The organism is Kitasatospora sp. NPDC057904, from assembly GCF_042887925.1.
Taxonomy (GTDB): Bacteria; Actinomycetota; Actinomycetes; order Streptomycetales; family Streptomycetaceae; genus Kitasatospora.
Window position 1 is genome coordinate 46061 of sequence record NZ_JBHVOL010000027.1, and the last position, 16351, is coordinate 62411.

A 16351-nucleotide genomic window follows, 5' to 3' on the forward strand; every position below is an offset into this window, starting at 1 on the left:
ATCGGTTTGCGCCAAAACCTCAGCCCTTGTGCTGGCGGTAGGCCTCCTCGGCCGCGTCCAGGACCGCGGCGAGGTCGCCGCCCGCGGTCGCGGTGGCGACGGCGGCGACCGTGCCCTCGACGAAGGGGGCGTCGGCGAAGCGGACCGGGAACGGCAGGCCGTGCTCGTCGGCCTCGGTGAGCAGGGCCCGTACGGTCGTGACCGCGCTGCCCAGGTCGGCCAGCACGACGACGCCGTGGCCCTGGTCGACCCGGCGGGTGGCGGCGGCCACCAGGACGGCGCTGATGCCGGGTCCGGCGGCCGGGTCGCCACCGGTGGCGGCGACCGGGGCGGGGGAGTCGGATCCGGTCAGCGCGAGCGCCAGGGTGCGGACGGCGGTGGCCAGTTCCTGGCTGTGGGACACCAGGACGATGCCGACCCGGCCGTGCGCGGGCGGCCGGCCGCGGGTCGGCCGGGGCAGCGGGGCGCCGGAGGGCGGCGTGCGGGGCGCCGGGGGGTGGGCCGAGGGGGCGTCCGAGATGGGGATGACATCGGCGCGGGCGCCGTCCCGGCGGTTCATCGGCTGCTCCCTGCGGGGGTCTCGGGTCGGGACCGGTCCGGGCGGTGTGCCGGGCGGGGCGCCGGGCCGCGGACCGGACGTCGGGTCGAGGTCCTCCTCACTCTGGCAGCTGCCCGCGGCCCCGCCGGGCGGACACGCCCGCCGCCCGCCCGCCGCCCGCCCGCCGCCCGCCGGGCGCCGCCGGTGCCCGGCCGGGTGGAGACCTCGTCAACCCGCTGACCGGGGCGGGCGGGTGTGGCTAGGCTGGCCGGGAAAGCCGTCGGGAGGAGACCGAGCAGTGGCATCGAACAGCGGGACTGACGTGGAGACGGCCGGCGCCCGGGGAGCCGGGGCGGGGCCCGAGCTCGCGCCCAGCGGGAAGCCCAGGGTGGACTTCACCGGCGCGACGTGGCTGTGCAGCAGCCAGGGGGTCGGGGACGTCCAGATCGCGTTCGTGGACGGGTATATCGGGATGCGGGACGGCCGTCAGGAGGACGGGCCGGTGCTGGTGTTCACGCCGGGCGAGTGGCGGGCCTTCGTGCTCGGCGCGCGGGACGGCGAGTTCGACCTCACCTGAGTCGTCGCACGGGCCCGGGAGGGCGAGGAGTGCGGTCGTGGGGCGGCCCCGGGGACGGGGTTCGCCCCACGGGCGTTCCAGGAGTCCCTCCGAGGAGCGGCACGGGGGTTCGCCACGGGCCGCCGCGGATCCGATACGGAAGGGCCGCTGACGGCACGGAAAGGCCGCTGACGGGTCGTCGGAGGGTCGCCGCAGGGCCGACTCGCAGTCGGCTCACGGCCGGTTTCGGGTAACGATCATCACAACAGATGATCTATTGAGCGTGCCTCGTCAGAATTTCTGTTGACTGTTAGACAAACGCAGCTCAGAGTATGAGCACAGGCAGACGCCGTGCCCACCGCCCCCACGCGGCCAGACACGGCGCCTGCTGTGCGGCCCGGCAGCGTTGCCGGGCCATCCTCCCAGTAGTCCCCTGCGCACCGGGGTGCGTCGGCCGGTCCCGGCCCACGAGGGGCCGGCAGTCGCCGGGAGGTCGGCGCCGAATCCGAGAGCGACTCGGACCGCGGCACCATGTGCTCGGGACCCGCACGCCCCCACGCGGCGGCGTCCCGAGCAGATCCACGGGAGCGACGGGCCGGGGCCCCGCGGATCTGGTCTCTTGTTGCGTGAACTGCACGGAACTGCAGGAACTGCACGGAACTGTTGGCTTGTGGCTGTGCTGTGTGCGACGACGAAGCTGGGTGCTCGGCGGATCGGCACGACGATGTGCACAGTGAGGGATACGCGTGTAGGGCCGCGTATGCGACATGCCGTCCCCCCGGAGGGTGAAACCCAGAACGGCTGTCGTGCTGAACCGAACGTAGCCCGGACGGTTGCTCAGAGTCAACATTGGTCTCTGAGCGTGGATCTCCCGCCGGTGCCCCACCCACCCCGCGAGCGTGGTGTGCCGGACACGTACGATGTTCCCATGTCTTTTCTCCGCCGTCGCTCCGGACAGCCCGCCGGCCCGGACTTCGACGTGCTCGCGATGGACCCGGGCGACTGGCCCGGCGACTTCGGTGCGGCCATGATGACCGGCCCGGACGGCTCCTGCCAGGGGATTTTCCTGCGCTACGACCTGTTCGGCGGCAGAGGCCCGGCGATGTTCATCGGCAACCTCCCCGAGGGCTCGCCGGCCCGGGAGACCGGTGACGACGTCCCCTTCGAGGTGCGCCAGCTGCTCGCGGCCCTGGAGAACGACGAGCCGGTCGACTTCGTCTCGGCCGAGGACTTCCCGGTCATGCTCGGGGACGACCTGCTGATCGTGAAGAAGGTCAAGGTCAGCGAGGAGCGCGTGTTCTGCGCCCAGTTCGGCCGCAGCGACGGCGTCCAGGTCACGATCGCGTCCTGGGACCGACCGATTTCGGACGACCTGTATCAGCTCCTGAAGCCGCTCCCCGCGGACATGTTCCAGCAGGGCTGAAAACCGCCGTCCGCCCCTCGTTCGTCCGCCGTCCACCCGGTGCTCGTCCGGCGGCCGTCCGCCGTCCGGTCCCCGGGCCGCTGCTTGACGGTTTCGATCACCGGTTCGTACAGTCGCGGACATGTCGTGCCGTCTCCCGCTGCTGACCCGCCGCAGCTATCTGGACCTGCGGCGCACCGCCAGCGCGGCGTGTCCGGGCCACTGAACGGCGGAAGCGCGTCCGGCCGAGCGGCCGGAACCGATCCGGGGTCGGACCCCGTGCCGAACCGGGTCCGGACCTGCGCGCCGCCGACCGACGGTGCGAGCCCGCCCGGCGGGCCGCCCGCAGTTGCCGAGCCCCTGCTGCCGTCCGGAGGCACCCGCACCATGACCACGACCGCCGCCGACCCGTCGCCCGTCGCCGCCGCCCTCGCGGGGCTGCCCCGGGTGGTCGACCTGCTCGCCGCCCGCGCCGAGGAGCACGACCGGGACGCGACCTTCCCCTACCAGGGCATCGAGGCGGTGCACGAGGCCGGGCTGCTCACCCTCACCGTGGCGCAGCGGTACGGCGGCCCGGGCGGCACGCTCGCCGACACCGTCCGGGTGCTGTCCCAACTCGGCCGCGGGGACGCCTCGGTGGCCGTCGTGACCGCGTTCACGCTGCTCCAGCACGCCGAGCAGGCCCGCCGGGCGCCGTGGCCGGCGGCGGGCTACCGGAGGCTGCTGACGGAGTCCCGGCGCGGGCCCGCCCTGGTCAACACGCTGCGCGCGGAGCCCGGCGGCCGGCCGGGGGCGCTGCCGGGGACGGTGGCCCGGCGGGACGGGGACGGCTGGCGGCTCACCGGGCGCAAGACGTACTGCACCGGGGCCGAGGCGCTGGCCTGGATGGCGGTGACGGCGCGGACGGACGAACCGGAGCCGCGGGTCGGTACGTTCCTGGTCCGCGGCGAGAGCGAGGGCGTGGAGATCGATCCCACCTGGGACCAGCTGGGCCTGCGGGCCAGTGCCAGCCACGACGTGGTGCTGGACGCGGTCCGGGTGCCCGCCGAGCTCGCGCTCGGGCTCACGGTCGCGCGCCGCGCCGAGGGCGGGCAGGACGCGCCGGAGCGGACGGCGGGGGACCGCGTCGCGGAGGCCGAACTCGCCCGCGCCTGGCACGATCTGGCCCTCTCCGCGGTCGCGGTCGGGGTGGCGAGGGCGGCCCAGGCCTGGCTCGTCCGGTTCCTGAACCAGCGGACTCCGGCCAATCTGACCGAGCCGCTCGGCGTCCTGCCGCGCTACCGCTGCGCGCTCGGCGAGATCGAGGCCCAGCTGATCGGCGCCGAGGAACTGGTCGAGGGGCTGGCCGCGCGGGTGGACCGGGGCGAGCGGGCGGCCGTCGTGCGGACCGGACCGGCCCACCTGCTGGCGACCAGGGCCGCGACCGCCGCCGTCCAGCAGGCCGTCGCGCTGACCGGCAACCCGGGACTGAGCCGGCGTCACCCGCTGGAGCGCTACCTGCGGGACGTGCTCAGCAGCCGGGTGCACCTGGCACCCGAGGAGGCCGTCCTGGAGTCCGCCGGCCGGGCCGCCCTGGAGCGCGGCGCCCGGCCGTAGGGCGGCTGCCGTCCGGCCTGGTCACGGGGCCGCAGCGGCACGGGTGCCGCGCTCCAGGGCGGCCCGGGACCGGTCGGTCAGCGGGTGCCCACGGCGGCCCGGACGGCCCGGCGGGCCAGGGCGGCGTCGTCGTAGAGGCGGCGGATCATGATCCGCTGCTCCTCGCCCGCGCCCGGGACGTCGTAGAGCCGGATCTCGCGCATCAGCACGAGCACCAGGTTGATCAGGAACGCGTCCCTGGCCATCGTGCCGCCGCTCTGGGCGAGTTGGCTGATCTGACGGCGCGCCGCGGTGTCGCCGGACAGGACGCTCCACAGGACCGCGAGGTCGTAGCCGGGCAGGTACCAGCCGGCCTGCTCCCAGTCCACCAGCACCGGACCGGACGGCGCCAGCAGCATGTTGCTGAGCAGGGCGTCGCCGTGGCAGAGCTGGAGCGGGGTGTGGCCGAGGCCGTGCAGCAGGCCGCGCAGGTCGCCGGCGTCCCGGTCGGTCAGCTGGCCGACCGAGTGGTAGCGGGCGATCTCCATCTGGTAGTCCAGCCGGGGCTGGAACACGTCGCCCGGCGGGCGCCACAGGTTGAGCGTCCGGACGGCGGTGAGCAGGGCCCGGACCTCGCCCGGGGTGGGCGCGTTGACGGGGTGGCGTTCCCGGGCGGCCGGCCGCCCGGGAACGCGCTCCAGGACGAGCACGCACCGGTCGTGGTCGGCGGCGACCAGCCGGGGCAGGCGCACCGGCGGACGGTGGCGCACGAACGCCCGGTAGACCGCGACCTCGTGGTGGAAGTCGGCCACCAGCTGCTCGAAGTACTCACTCCGCACGGCCTGCGGCGCGAGGCACTTGGCGACCACCGGGGCCCGCCCGATGGTGCCCGCCACCAGGATGTGGCGGCTGCCCTCGCGCAGCACCTGGCGCGGGGTGAACGCGGGACATATCCGCGCGACGCTCGCCAGGGCGGCCCGTACCGCCGGGGTCTGGAGCGCCGAGGGGTCGATCCGCTCGGGGCCGATCGGGGTGCCCGGCCGGTGCGGGCCGCGCAGCAGGCGGCCGTCGACCTGGCGGGCGAGGGGGACCCGGCCGCCGGCCGGGGGGGCGGCCTCGGGGCCGCGCAGACCCAGCGCGCTGCGGCCGGCCGGAACCCGGGCGTCCGCGGACCGGCCCTCGGCGCCGCGCGGGGCCGCCGGGCGGCTCGGCGGGGGCGCCTGCTTGGGGCCGGGACGGCCCGCGGCCGCGGTGGGGGGGCGCAGCGCGGTGCGGGTCGGGCTCGGCGTGGGGGTCGTCGCTGAGGAGTACATGGGGTGAGGGTGGTCCCTTCCTGTCCGTCGGCGGGTGCGCCCCGCGGGGGCGGGGGAGGGCCGGTGCCCCGTGCTTCCTGGTGTGCCGGGGGCCCTGCTTCGGGGGGTGGTGCTGCGGTGGTGCGGGGGGTGCTGCGAGGGGTGTTCGGGTGGTGTCCGACGGCCGGGTGGTGCGCGGGCGCCGGGCACGGACGCGGACGCGGGGAGGGGTCCCCTGGTCCGGCGGTGTCCCGGCCGTCCGCACCCTGGGGAATGCGGTCGGCCGGAGCCGCCGTGGCCGTGCCCGGCGCTCCCGCGCCACCCGGCCGCGCCACCCCCTCGGGTGAGGACCGGGCGCGCCCCTCGCCACGGTCGGGGGATGCCCCGACGCCGGTCCGGAGCGCCTCCCGCCCCGGGGGCGAGGTGGCGCACCCCTACAACACACCCGCGCCGCACTGGCTTAGTAGTCTGGCGGGCCCTGGCGAACGGTGGCGAATGCTCGCCTGGCACTTGCCGGAGCCTCTAGCCTCGAACCAGCCGAGGAACCTGGGGGCTTCACGTGAGCAGGGGACCCAACACCCGACTCGCCGATCTGTTCGTCCTGACCGGATGGTCGAAGGGCGAGCTGGCGCGGCTGGTCAACCGTAGGGGCGCCGCGCTGGGTCAGCAGCAGCTGTCCACCGACACCTCGAGGGTACGGCGCTGGATCGAGCAGGGGGAGATTCCCCGCGATCCGGTGCCGCGGGTGCTGGCGACCGTGTTCACGGAGCGGCTCGGACGTGTCGTCACCACTGAGGACCTCGGTCTGGAACGACACCGGCCCACCAGGAGCGGGGCGGCGCAGTCCGCAGCGGAGCCATGGTCGCCGGATCGAACGGCCGCGGTCCTCACCGAGTTCACGGGAATGGACCTCATGCTGAACCGACGTGGATTGGTGGGCGCGGGCGCCGCGCTCACGGCCGGGGCGGTCATCGCCGACTCCCTGAAGGGCTGGCTGGGCGGGGACGCGGTCGCGTACGCGGCCTCGGCGCCCGGGCCGCGCCAGGTGATCACCGGGGCGGGCGCGCGCCCGGTGGTGGACGTGTACGACGCGGGCCCGGTCGGGCTCGACGAGGTGGAGGCGCTGGAGCGCTCGGTGCAGGTGTTCCGGGCGTGGGACGCGGCGCGCGGCGGCGGGCTGCAGCGCAAGGCGGTGGTCGGTCAGCTGAACGAGGTGGGCGGGCTGCTGACGCACCGGCACCCGCCCTCCGTGGAGCGGCGGCTGTGGCTGGTCGCGGCGAACCTCGCGGTGCTGGCCGGCTGGATGTCGCACGACGTGGGCCTGGAGCCCACCGCCCAGCGGTACTTCATGATCGCCGCGGAGGCGGCCAAGGAGGCGGGCGACCGGCCGCGGGCGGGCGAGGCGATCTCGCGCGCGGCCCGGCAGATGGTGCACCTGGGCCGGGCGGACGACGCGATCGACCTGATGGCGGCGGCGAAGGCGGCGGGCGGCCGGCTGCTGCCGAGGACGCAGGCGATGCTGAACACCGTCGAGGCGTGGGCGCACGCCTCGATCGGGCACACGCAGGACACCTACCGGCTGCTCGGCGAGGCCGAGGACCTGTTCGCCCAGGGCGCGCCGGAGCCGCCGCCGTCCTGGATGCAGGTGTTCGACGAGGCCGAACTGCGCGGCATGCAGGCGCTGGTGCTGCGCACGCTCGCGGAGCACGACCTGTCGGCGGCGCCGCAGGCGCGGCGGCACGCGGAGCGGGTGATCGCCCTGCGGGAGGGCACCGGGCAGCTGCGCTCGGCGCTGTTCGACCGGATCACGCTGGCCTCGGTGCACTGGATCACCGGGGAGCCGGACGCGGCGGAGCTCCAGGCCAAGATGGTGATGAACCTGATCGGGCAGAACTCCTCGCACCGCACGTGGGACCGGCTGCGGGAGATGTACCGGCTGACGGCGCAGTACCGCGGGCTGCCGGCGGTCGACGAGCTCCGGGTCCAGCTGGGGCAGGAGCTGCGGGTGGCGGACGCGAAGAACCGGCCGCGGGCGACCTGAGGGGACGGACGTCCGGGAACGGGACGTCCGTTCGGATCGAAGCGCGGGTGGGGCGGACGCGGGGCCGGACCGGCGGGTGTGTCCGCCGCGGCGCGGTCAGCGGTGCTCGCCGGCTCCGGCGCGTGCGGCCGGCCGCAGAAGCATGCGCAGCGCGGTGACGGTGCCGTCCGGGCCGAGTACGGGCTCGCCCGCGCACTCGACGCTGTCGTGCGTGCCGTCGAACCGGCGGACTCGCAGGGTGCCGCACGTGGTGCGCCCGTGCACGAGGGTGTCGGTCATCATCCGCCGCAGCAACGGCCGGTCGGCCTCCGGAAGGCGGTCGGGCAGCCGGTCGAGGCTGAGCGGGCCGTGTCCGGGGTCGCAGCCGAGGAGCCGGAAGGTCCCGGCGTCCCAGCGGACCCCGTCGGTGAGGAGGTCCCATTCGGCGGAGCAGACCGTGGGGCCGGACGGCTCCTGCGCCGTGCCGTCCACTCTGCCGCCGTCCGTTCCGCCGTCGGACGCGCCGGACTCCGGCGTGCCCGCTTCCGCCGCGCCCGGGGCCGGTCCGGCGCTCGGGGCGGCCGTGGTGGTGGCCGCGCCCGCGCCCGTGCCGCCCGTCGGGGTGCCGTCCGCGAGGGCGGTGCCCGGCGGGCGCGCCGGGGCCGAGGACATGTTCATGACCGGTCCATCGATCTGGGGCGCTCGCTCGGTGTGAGCGGGCCGTGGCGGTTGGTGAAACGACTGTCGCACAGCCGCGTCCTCTCCGTGGGGTTTTGGACAGAACGTGGGCAAAATTCCTCTGGCATATGCCACTGTGGCCGAAGCGTTCGTCGCCCTGTGTGCGGACCGGGGCCCGAGGCGGTAACCTTCGGTGATTCCGGCGCCCGGGCGCCCACCGCAGTACCCACCAGAGACCCCGGCGACGGAAATCCCGTTGCCACTACGACCGCCGCAACGGATGCTGACCTCATGTTCGAGCCAGTGATAGCACCTAGTGCCAGCCTCCTCGGCCTCCTGCAGCGGGGCCGCGGTGACGGGCAGCTCCACGCGCTGGCCGCCGACCGTACCGAGGCCATCGCCGCGCTGGAGGAGTGTGTCACCAGGGACCCACGAGCCGACTGGCAGGTCGAGAGCCGCTCGCTGTACTACGCGCGCCTCTACATGGAGCTGGAAGCCCCCCTCGACGGCATCGAGGACCACCTCCACTCCGCGGAGGACCTGGTCAGCGACGACGAGAACCGCACGGGCCTCGCCCTGTCCGTCCTCGGCCACCTCGCCGCGTACGGCCGGCGCGACGCGCTGCTGATGCTGCGCGAGTACGCCGCCACCGGCGCCAACTGGGCCTGGGCCCTGGACGAGCTCGCGCTGCGCGACGACGACCGCGGCCTGCTCCTCCTCGGCACCGCCGTGCTGGACCGCTTCCCGCCGGGCCCCGAGGGCGACGCCGAGCTGCGCGAGTTCATCCGCAACGCCTACGAGCCCCGGCCCTGGCGGCTGTGGGCCGCCTACCACCCGAGGGTCGCGGCGGCCAGCGAGCAGTCGCCCTTCGACGTGTGGCAGCGCCAGCTCAACCGCAGCGGCGTCACCCCCGGCTGGTCCACCGCCGACGTGCTCGCCTGGGCCGACCAGGGGGAGCTCGGCGGCCTCGGCGCCGGCGCCTTCCTCGGCCGTCCGGAGCCGTCCGCCCAGGTGGGGCGCGGTGACACCGCCGGGCCCGACGCCGTCGACCGCCGCGCCGCCGCGGCCGCCCGCTGCCTGACCGCCGTCGTCCGTCCCGAGGACCGGCCCGCGCTCATCGAGGCCGCCCGCGACGGCCTGCCCGGCGCCCGCAGAGCGGCCCTGCGCTACCTCGTCGACCAGCGGGATCCCGCCGCCGCCGAGCTGATCGAGGCCGCCGCGGCCGACGTCGACGACCGGATGGTGCGCTCCGCCCTGGAACTGCTCGGCCGGATGCGCGGCCCCGAGGCCCTCGCGCACGCCCGCCGCTGGGCCGACCCGGCCACCGGCGGCGCCGACAGCGCCCTCGGCGAAGCCGCCGTCCAGCTGCTCGCCGACGCCGGGGGGCCGGACGACGCACCCCTCGTGGTCGCCGGACTGCGCCGCTGGGTCTCCGTGCGCGGGGTCGCCGGCGCCGGGCTCGGGTCGCTGGTCGACGGTGCGGGGCGGCTGGCCGCCGCCGACGCCGTCCCGGTCCTGCGCCACATCTACGGCGAGGCCGCCTCCTCCGAACTGCGCGGACGCGCCGCCCGGGCGCTCGCCACGACCGACGTGCACTTCCCCGAGGGCCCGGCCGTCGAGTGCCTGTGGGACTGCGAGGAGACCACCCGTGAGCTCGCCGCGCGGCACGTCGCCACCACCGGCGACGCGCGTGTGCTGGAGCGATTGCGGCGACTCGCCGCCGACCCGGCCGAGGAGGCCGAGGTCCACGCCGCCGTCCGCGGCCGGCTGACCGCCGCCCGGGAGTTCGGGCGCTAGATACCTTTTCGGCCGCGTCGGGCCGGGGCACCCTGTCGGGGTGTCCCGGCCCGACTGCTTTCCCCAGCTTTCCCCTGTTTCCCTCTGCTTCTTGCTGCTCCCCGCTGCTTCCCGCTGCCTTCCGAGTGGGCGTTCAGGGCCCGGAGTTGAAAGCCCGTTCTACTTCACGACGCCCGCGTCCGGGGCGAGGACGCCACCCGCGACCAGTCCGATGATCAGGATGCCGAGCAGCACCCGGTAGACCACGAACGGCAGGAAGCTGTGGTGCGAGATGTACTTGAGGAACCAGGCGATCGCCGCGTAGCCGACCGCGAAGGCGATGACGGTCGCCAGGACCGTCGGCCCCCAGGCCGGGGCCGGGCCCTCGCCGATCTTGAACAGCTCCAGCGTCCCCGAGGCGAGCACCGCCGGGATCGCCAGCAGGAACGAGTACCGGGCCGCCGCCTCCCGGCTGTAGCCGAGCAGCAGGCCCGCGCTGATCGTGCCGCCGGAGCGCGAGACGCCCGGGATCAGCGCCAGCGCCTGGGCGAGGCCGTACGCGCCGGCGTGCGGGAGGGTCAGGTCGGTGATCGGACGGGCGTGGCGGATCGCCCGGGTGCGGTCGGCGAAGGCCAGGACCAGGCCGAAGACGATCAGCGTGGTGCCGATGATCCGCAGGTCGCGCAGGTGGGTCTCGATGGTGTCCTGGAAGAGCTTGCCCAGGATGCCGATCGGCAGGGTGCCGATGATCACGAACCAGCCCATCCGGGCGTCGTGGTGCGAGCGCAGTGCCGGGCGGACGAGGGACAGCGCCCAGGTCCGGATGATCGAGGCGATGTCGCGGCGGAAGTAGATCAGCACCGCCGCCTCGGTGCCGAGCTGGGTGACGGCGGTGAAGGCCGTGCCCGGGTCGTCCCAGCCGAGCAGGGCGGAGAAGACCCGCAGGTGGGCGCTGGAGGAGATCGGCAGGAACTCGGTGAGGCCCTGGATCAGGCCGAGCACGGCGCCGTGGAGCCAGTCGATCGTCACCGGACACCCGCCCCGGGTATCCGTCGGTCCTGCTGCATGTGGGTGTCCTCGCGGGTCGGAACGGGCGTGCGGGCATGCGTGCCGCCGCGACCCGCCCGGCCCTCGGGCCGTGCGCGGCCCGGCGCGCGGCCGATGGTACGGGGTGAAAGTGACGATTCTTTGTTCACCCTTTAATCGGGCTTTGCGCACCGGGTCCTTTCGTGGTCAGCCGGCGGGTCGGGCCCGGACCCAGGTGCGGTCCTCCGTCAGGTAGCGCTCCACCGCCAGACCGGCCTCCGCCAGGGCTCCTTCGAACTCCTCGGTGCTCAGCGGCCGGGAGCGGAAGGTGTGGGTCCAGCGGCCGTCCGGGAACTCGTACTCGGCGAGGACGGTGTTCGAGCCGTCCCCGTTCGGCGTCGACGAGACCATCCGGGCGACTCCGTCCGTGCCCGCCAGCCTGCTCTCGCGGGGCACGTTGCGGTGCCAGTCCTCGCCCTCGCGCTGCATCAGTACGCAGCCGTCGTCGGTGACGTGGCGGCGGCAGGTTTCCAGGAGCCCTTGACGGACGGCCACGTTGCCCGCGTGCACGAGGAAGGAAGCGAGCATGACGACGTCGAAACGCTCGCCGAGGTGCAGGTGTTCGATCGGGCTGCGAACGGTCCGGACGTCCTCGCGGACCCGGGCCAGCATCTCGGCGGACTCGTCGACGGCCGTCACGGTGAACCCGCGGTCGGTCAGCGGGTGGGTCATCCGGCCCACGCCGCAGCCCAGTTCGAGGATGCGGACGCCGGCCGGCACGGCGCCCTCGATCAGGTCCGGGATGTCGCCCACCGGGAGGCGGGACCAGAGCTCGACAGCGCAGCCGTCCGGGGTGATCGCGCCCGGACCGGTGCCGTCGTAGCCCTCGCGGCGCACGGTGGGGCCCTGTGGGGTGGGGAGTTCGTCGCTCATGCCGATCATCGGAACACGGGTGCGGCAGGAGGGAAGGAGTTCCCGGGAGCCCGTACGGGTTTCGGTCAATTCGCCGCCGGGTGCTGCGGATCCGCGCCCGTCAGGTTGGCCAACGTGGCGTTCAGCCAGGCGAGTTCGGCCTCCGTGGTGGCGCGGGCGATCAGCAGCAGGCCGCGGCGGAAGGGGTCGGCGAACTCCTCGGCTCCGACCGGGCGCTCGCCCTCGTAGAAGAAGCTCGCCGGTTCGGCGAGGAAGGCGAGGCGGCGGCGGAGCACGGCGGCCTGGTCGGCGGGGCGGTCGAGGTGGCGGAGGAACGCGAGGAGGGTGAACCAGCGATTCTCGTCGCTGATGTCGAGCCGCTCGGGCTCGCGCAACCGGTCGAGCAGGGCGGTGCGGCCGGCGGCGGTGAGGTGGAGGGTGTGGCGGGGTGCGGCGGCGGTGCCGGGCTCGGTCTCGCGGACGAGCAGGCCGTCGGACTCCAGGCGCTTGATCGCCGGGTAGAGGGTGCCGTCGCTGATGGGGCGGACGTGGCCGGTGAGCGCGGCGAGGTGGCGGCGCAGCTCGTAGCCGTGCAGGGGGCGGTCGTACAGGAACCCGAGGATGGCGAGCTTCAGCATGGGGCCACTCTGCCAGAAGGGTCCCTCGGGGCGTTGGTATATCGATGGCGCGATACCTCGGCGCCGAGGTATGGTCCATGTCGATCGGCGGGCAGGTGACGGCGAACAGATGACAGATTTCAACATCTGTTATCTGTTATCTGTCTGCTGTCATCTGTTCGCCGCACGTCCGACCCTCGCCACCTCGTCGCCCGCCGCAATAGGAGCCTTCGATGCGCCACGCCCCCGTCACGCCCGACGGTCACCGGATCCGCTGGGTCGAGCTGCCCGGCGCCGAGCCGGCCCGCGTCTACCTGCACGGCCTCGGTGCCAGCTCGCCCGTCTACTTCGCCGCGGCCGCCGTGCACCCGCTGCTCGCCGGGCGCCGCAGTCTGCTGCTCGACCTCCTCGGCTTCGGCATCAGCGACCGGCCCGCGGACTTCCGGTACGCGCTGGAGGACCACGCCGACGCCGTCGCGGCCGCGCTGCGCGCCGCCGGCGTCGCGGGAGCGGAGGTCGTCGGGCACAGCATGGGCGGTGCGGTCGCGATCGTGCTGGCCCACCGGCACCCCGAGCTCGTCGCGAAGCTCCTCCTCGTCGACGCCAACCTCGACCCCATCGCCCCGGCGGCGCAGCGGCCCGGCAGCAGCGGGCTCGCCGGCTACACCGAGGAGGACTTCCTGGCCGGGGGACGGGACGAAGTCGCCGAGCGGGTCGGCCCGTCCTGGTGGGCGACGATGCGGCTGGCGGGCCCGGAGGCGCTCCACCGCAGTGCCGTCCACCTCGCCCGCGCGACGGTGCCGACCATGCGGGAGATGCTGCTGGGCCTGGACGTGCCGCGCACCTTCCTGTACCCGGCACCCGACGGCGAACCCCACGGGGCGCCGGGGCTGCGGGCGGCCGGGGTCCGGGTGGTGGCGGTGCCGGAGTGCGGGCACAACGTGATGCTCGACAACCCGGACGGCTTCGCGGCGGCCGCGGCGGAGGCGCTCGCAGGGTAGACGGGGGTCAGACGGCAGGGCCTAGGGTGGAGGCGTGCTCGAAAGACAAGCGTCCGTGGAGGTTCCGGACGCGCTGGCCGCGTCGCTCGACGAGTTCTTCGGCCCGGAGGGGAGCACCTGGGTCGCCGGACTGCCCGCACTGGCAGGGGAGTTGCTGCGGCGATGGGGGCTGCGCCTGGACGGTCCGCCCGCGCACGGGGCCGTCGCACTGGTGCTGCCCGTGCGGCGTGCGGACGGTGAGGCCTGCGTCCTCAAGCTCCAGCCGGTGGACGAGGAGACGGCGGGCGAGCCCGCGGCCCTGCGGGCCTGGGGCGGACGCGGCGCGGTGCGGCTGCTCGACCACGATCCGGCCTCGGGCTCGATGCTGCTCGAACGGCTCGACGCGGGGCGCTCGTTGCTCACCGTCGAGGACGACCGGGTGGCTCTGCTCGTGCTGGCCGAGCTGCTGCGGTCGCTGACGTCACATCAGGCCGTGCCGGGAATGCGCGGCTTGGCCGATCTCGCGGACACCATGCTCGCGGAGGCGGCCGGGGCCGCGGCCGTCCTCGCCGACCCGGACGAACAGCGGCTGCTCGCCGACTGCGCGGCGGCACTGCGCGAGGTCAGGGCCGATCCCGGCGGGCAACTCCTGCACTGGGACCTGCACTTCGGCAACGTCCTCGCCCCGCTCGACCGCGCGCGGCGCGGCCCGTGGCTCGCCATCGACCCGAAGCCGCTCGCCGGACACCCCGGCTTCGAGCTGCTCCCCGCGCTGCGCAACCGCTGGGACGACGTCGTGGCCACCGGAGACGTGCGGCGGGCGGTGCGCCGGAGGTTCGATCTCCTCGTGGACGTCCTGGAGTTGGATCGGGCGGAGGCGGCGGGGTGGACGCTCGCAAGGGTGCTGCAGAACGCCGTATGGGCGGCGGAGGAAGGGGAGGTGGCGCTCGACCGGGCCCAACGGGCCATCGCGGAGGAGCTGTTGGGGCGGTGAAGGGCCGCTGGAGTCTCACTGCCCCCGTACGGCCGTGAACTTCACCCGGACGCCCGGCGCGAGCAGGGCCGCCGGTTCGCGTTCCGCGTCCCACAGTGCGAGCGCCGTTCGGCCCAGGAGCTGCCAGCCGCCCGGGGACGGGCTCGGGTAGACGCCGGTGTACGGGCCCGCGAGGGCGACCGAACCGGCCGGGACGGCGCTGCGCGGAGTGGCCCGGCGCGGCACCCCGTACTCGGCGGGCAGCCCGGTCAGGTAGCCGAAGCCGGGGGAGAACCCGCAGAAGGCGACGACGTACTCGGGCCCGGTGTGGATCCGGACGGCGGCCTCCTCGGAGACGCCCCACAGCGCGGCGACCTCGCCCAGGTCGGCGCCGTCGTACACGGTCGGTACTTCGAGGAGCGGGCCGTGCGCCGTGTCCGCGGCCGCCGGACGCGCGGTGGCGAGCAGCGCGGTGAGCGCGTCGACGTCGGCGACGCCGTCCAGCAGGACGGTCCGGGCCGCGGGCACGATCTCCTCGACGGCGCCGAGCGCGCCCTCGGCCTGCCGCTCGCGCAGCCACCCGTACAGCGCGGTCACCTCGGCCGGTCCGGCCACCTCCACGAGCAGCGCGTCCCCGCCGACCGGCCGGACGGCGGCGGCCGTCACGCGAAGGCCTCCACCCGGACCCCGGCCGAGGCGAGCGCGCCCCGCACCCGCCAGGCGAGCTGGGCCGCGCCGGGGGTGTCGCCGTGCACGCACAGGGAACGGGCCTCGACGCCGATGTGCTCGCCGCCGACGGCCTCCACCGTGCCGTCCCGGGCGATGCCGACGGCCCGGGTGATCACCGACTCGGGGTCGTGCACGACCGCGTCGGGCTCGCGGCGGGGCACGAGCGTGCCGGACCGCGTGTACGCGCGGTCCGCGAAGGCCTCGGCGACGACGGGCAGTCCGACCCCCTCGGCGACGGCGAGCAGCCGCGAACCGGGCAGACCGAGGACGGGCAGCGGCCCGTCGCAGACCGCCCCGGCGCGCAGGACGCCGGCGACGACGGCCTCGGCCTGCTCGGAGTCGGAGACCACCCGGTTGTAGAGGGCGCCGTGCGGCTTGACGTACGAGACGCGGGAGCCCGCGGCGCGGGCGAACACCTGGAGCGCGCCGATCTGGTAGGCGATCTCGTCGGCCAGTTCCTCCGGCGGGACGTCCATCGCGCGGCGGCCGAAGCCGGCGAGGTCGCGGTAGGAGACCTGGGCGCCGATCCGGACGCCGCGCTCGGCGGCCAGCGAGCAGACCCGGCGCATCGTCGACGGATCCCCGGCGTGGAAGCCGCAGGCGACGTTGGCACTGGTCACCACGGACAGCAGGGCCTCGTCGTCGGTCAGCGTCCAGCGCCCGAACCCCTCGCCGAGGTCCGCATTGAGATCGATCACCGCATCGGCCACGCCCGTCCGCCTCCCAGCAGCTGTTGAGCGAGATGGTAGGGCCTGCGCGTGAAGGCCGCGGACCGTGACCCGGGCGGCGAGCGCCGGCACCGGCGCTCGCCCCGTGGATTCGCGCCCTGGGGCGCACGACCCCGGGCAGTGTGTTCAGTTCGCGGCAGCCGGCGCGCTGAAGGAACGTTCCAGCGGACGCAGGGCCCGCAACACGATCAGCAGCGGAACGACCCCGAAGATTCCGAACGACATGTCGACGAATCGCCACGCGACGGGGATCCCGCGCAGCGGGCCGCAGATGAGCGCGAGGGGGATCACGGCCCCGCAGGCGAGCACGGCCCAGCGGATGACCCAGATGTTGCGGACCGGGTCCTTGAGCGGGCCCCAGAACGCGGCGGCGATCACCAGGTGGGCGAAGGCGAGCCAGTCGGTGCCGTAGGCGAGGAAGGGGAAGCGGTCGTTGGTCTCGGCGACACCGTCGCGGACGCGTTCGAGCCAGGCCATGGCGGCGGGGAAGTGGTCGGACACCGGGGCGGCGGGGCCGGCGGCTGGAACGCGCCGGTGCCCCGGGTGCCG

The 16351-nt window shown here is 74.9% G+C and carries 16 protein-coding genes; 7 read left to right on the plus strand and 9 right to left on the minus strand.

Annotated elements, in window-relative coordinates:
* Positions 1–19: 19 nt before the first annotated feature.
* A complete protein-coding gene (locus ACFVSN_RS38975) occupies positions 20–559 on the minus strand; it encodes a PTS-dependent dihydroxyacetone kinase phosphotransferase subunit DhaM (RefSeq protein WP_380448602.1) in 540 nt (179 codons plus the stop codon).
* Between the two features lie 301 nt (positions 560–860).
* Here ACFVSN_RS38975 and ACFVSN_RS38980 point away from each other — a divergent pair, with 301 nt between their 5' ends.
* The 3 genes from ACFVSN_RS38980 to ACFVSN_RS38990 all read left to right on the plus strand — a co-directional run bounded on the left by ACFVSN_RS38980 (position 861) and on the right by ACFVSN_RS38990 (position 4092).
* Positions 861–1115 (plus strand): DUF397 domain-containing protein, encoded by a 255-nt coding sequence (locus tag ACFVSN_RS38980; protein WP_380448617.1) that lies wholly within the window; start codon positions 861–863, stop codon positions 1113–1115.
* 907 nt (positions 1116–2022) lie between these two features.
* Positions 2023–2517 (plus strand): hypothetical protein, encoded by a 495-nt coding sequence (locus ACFVSN_RS38985; protein WP_329926780.1) that lies wholly within the window; start codon positions 2023–2025, stop codon positions 2515–2517.
* Between the two features lie 366 nt (positions 2518–2883).
* Positions 2884–4092, plus strand: coding sequence for an acyl-CoA dehydrogenase family protein (locus ACFVSN_RS38990; RefSeq protein ID WP_387594251.1), 1209 nt, complete (start codon positions 2884–2886; stop codon positions 4090–4092).
* 77 nt (positions 4093–4169) lie between these two features.
* Here the strand turns inward: ACFVSN_RS38990 and ACFVSN_RS38995 are convergent, their stop codons facing one another.
* Entirely contained in the window at positions 4170–5384 is a 1215-nt protein-coding gene (locus ACFVSN_RS38995; protein ID WP_387594249.1) for an aminoglycoside phosphotransferase family protein, read from the minus strand.
* A gap of 538 nt (positions 5385–5922) precedes the next feature.
* Between ACFVSN_RS38995 and ACFVSN_RS39000 the strand changes: the two genes are divergently transcribed.
* On the plus strand, positions 5923–7404 hold the full coding sequence (locus tag ACFVSN_RS39000; protein WP_387958080.1) for a hypothetical protein: 1482 nt from the start codon (positions 5923–5925) through the stop codon (positions 7402–7404).
* A 96-nt stretch (positions 7405–7500) separates the two neighbouring features.
* Here the strand turns inward: ACFVSN_RS39000 and ACFVSN_RS39005 are convergent, their stop codons facing one another.
* Entirely contained in the window at positions 7501–8061 is a 561-nt protein-coding gene (locus tag ACFVSN_RS39005; RefSeq protein WP_387958082.1) for a hypothetical protein, read from the minus strand.
* A gap of 291 nt (positions 8062–8352) precedes the next feature.
* Between ACFVSN_RS39005 and ACFVSN_RS39010 the strand changes: the two genes are divergently transcribed.
* Positions 8353–9858: a HEAT repeat domain-containing protein gene (locus ACFVSN_RS39010; protein ID WP_387594245.1), complete on the plus strand. Its 1506-nt coding sequence runs from the start codon at positions 8353–8355 to the stop codon at positions 9856–9858.
* A 159-nt stretch (positions 9859–10017) separates the two neighbouring features.
* On the opposite strand, the gene ACFVSN_RS39015 is transcribed toward ACFVSN_RS39010, so the two are convergent.
* From ACFVSN_RS39015 to ACFVSN_RS39025, 3 genes are all read right to left on the minus strand, one after another.
* Positions 10018–10860 carry an undecaprenyl-diphosphate phosphatase gene (locus tag ACFVSN_RS39015; RefSeq protein ID WP_387958106.1) on the minus strand — a complete coding sequence of 281 codons (843 nt, stop codon included), beginning with the start codon at positions 10858–10860 and terminating at the stop codon, positions 10018–10020.
* Between the two features lie 210 nt (positions 10861–11070).
* A complete protein-coding gene (locus ACFVSN_RS39020) occupies positions 11071–11796 on the minus strand; it encodes a class I SAM-dependent methyltransferase (protein WP_387958084.1) in 726 nt (241 codons plus the stop codon).
* Between the two features lie 65 nt (positions 11797–11861).
* Complete coding sequence (locus ACFVSN_RS39025; protein ID WP_387958086.1) at positions 11862–12413, minus strand: PadR family transcriptional regulator; 552 nt, start codon at positions 12411–12413, stop codon at positions 11862–11864.
* Positions 12414–12625: 212 nt separating this feature from the next.
* Here ACFVSN_RS39025 and ACFVSN_RS39030 point away from each other — a divergent pair, with 212 nt between their 5' ends.
* Both ACFVSN_RS39030 and ACFVSN_RS39035 read left to right on the plus strand, forming a co-directional pair.
* Positions 12626–13393: an alpha/beta fold hydrolase gene (locus tag ACFVSN_RS39030; RefSeq protein ID WP_387958088.1), complete on the plus strand. Its 768-nt coding sequence runs from the start codon at positions 12626–12628 to the stop codon at positions 13391–13393.
* A 55-nt stretch (positions 13394–13448) separates the two neighbouring features.
* Positions 13449–14366: an aminoglycoside phosphotransferase family protein gene (locus tag ACFVSN_RS39035; RefSeq protein WP_387958108.1), complete on the plus strand. Its 918-nt coding sequence runs from the start codon at positions 13449–13451 to the stop codon at positions 14364–14366.
* A gap of 15 nt (positions 14367–14381) precedes the next feature.
* On the opposite strand, the gene ACFVSN_RS39040 is transcribed toward ACFVSN_RS39035, so the two are convergent.
* From ACFVSN_RS39040 to ACFVSN_RS39050, 3 genes are all read right to left on the minus strand, one after another.
* Positions 14382–15011, minus strand: coding sequence for an allophanate hydrolase subunit 1 (locus ACFVSN_RS39040; RefSeq protein WP_387958090.1), 630 nt, complete (start codon positions 15009–15011; stop codon positions 14382–14384).
* Positions 15008–15784 (minus strand): LamB/YcsF family protein, encoded by a 777-nt coding sequence (locus ACFVSN_RS39045; RefSeq protein WP_380498670.1) that lies wholly within the window; start codon positions 15782–15784, stop codon positions 15008–15010. Before ACFVSN_RS39045 ends, ACFVSN_RS39040 begins: the two co-directional genes overlap by 4 nt.
* Before the next feature lie 144 nt (positions 15785–15928).
* Complete coding sequence (locus tag ACFVSN_RS39050; RefSeq protein ID WP_387958092.1) at positions 15929–16303, minus strand: hypothetical protein; 375 nt, start codon at positions 16301–16303, stop codon at positions 15929–15931.
* Positions 16304–16351 lie beyond the last annotated feature (48 nt).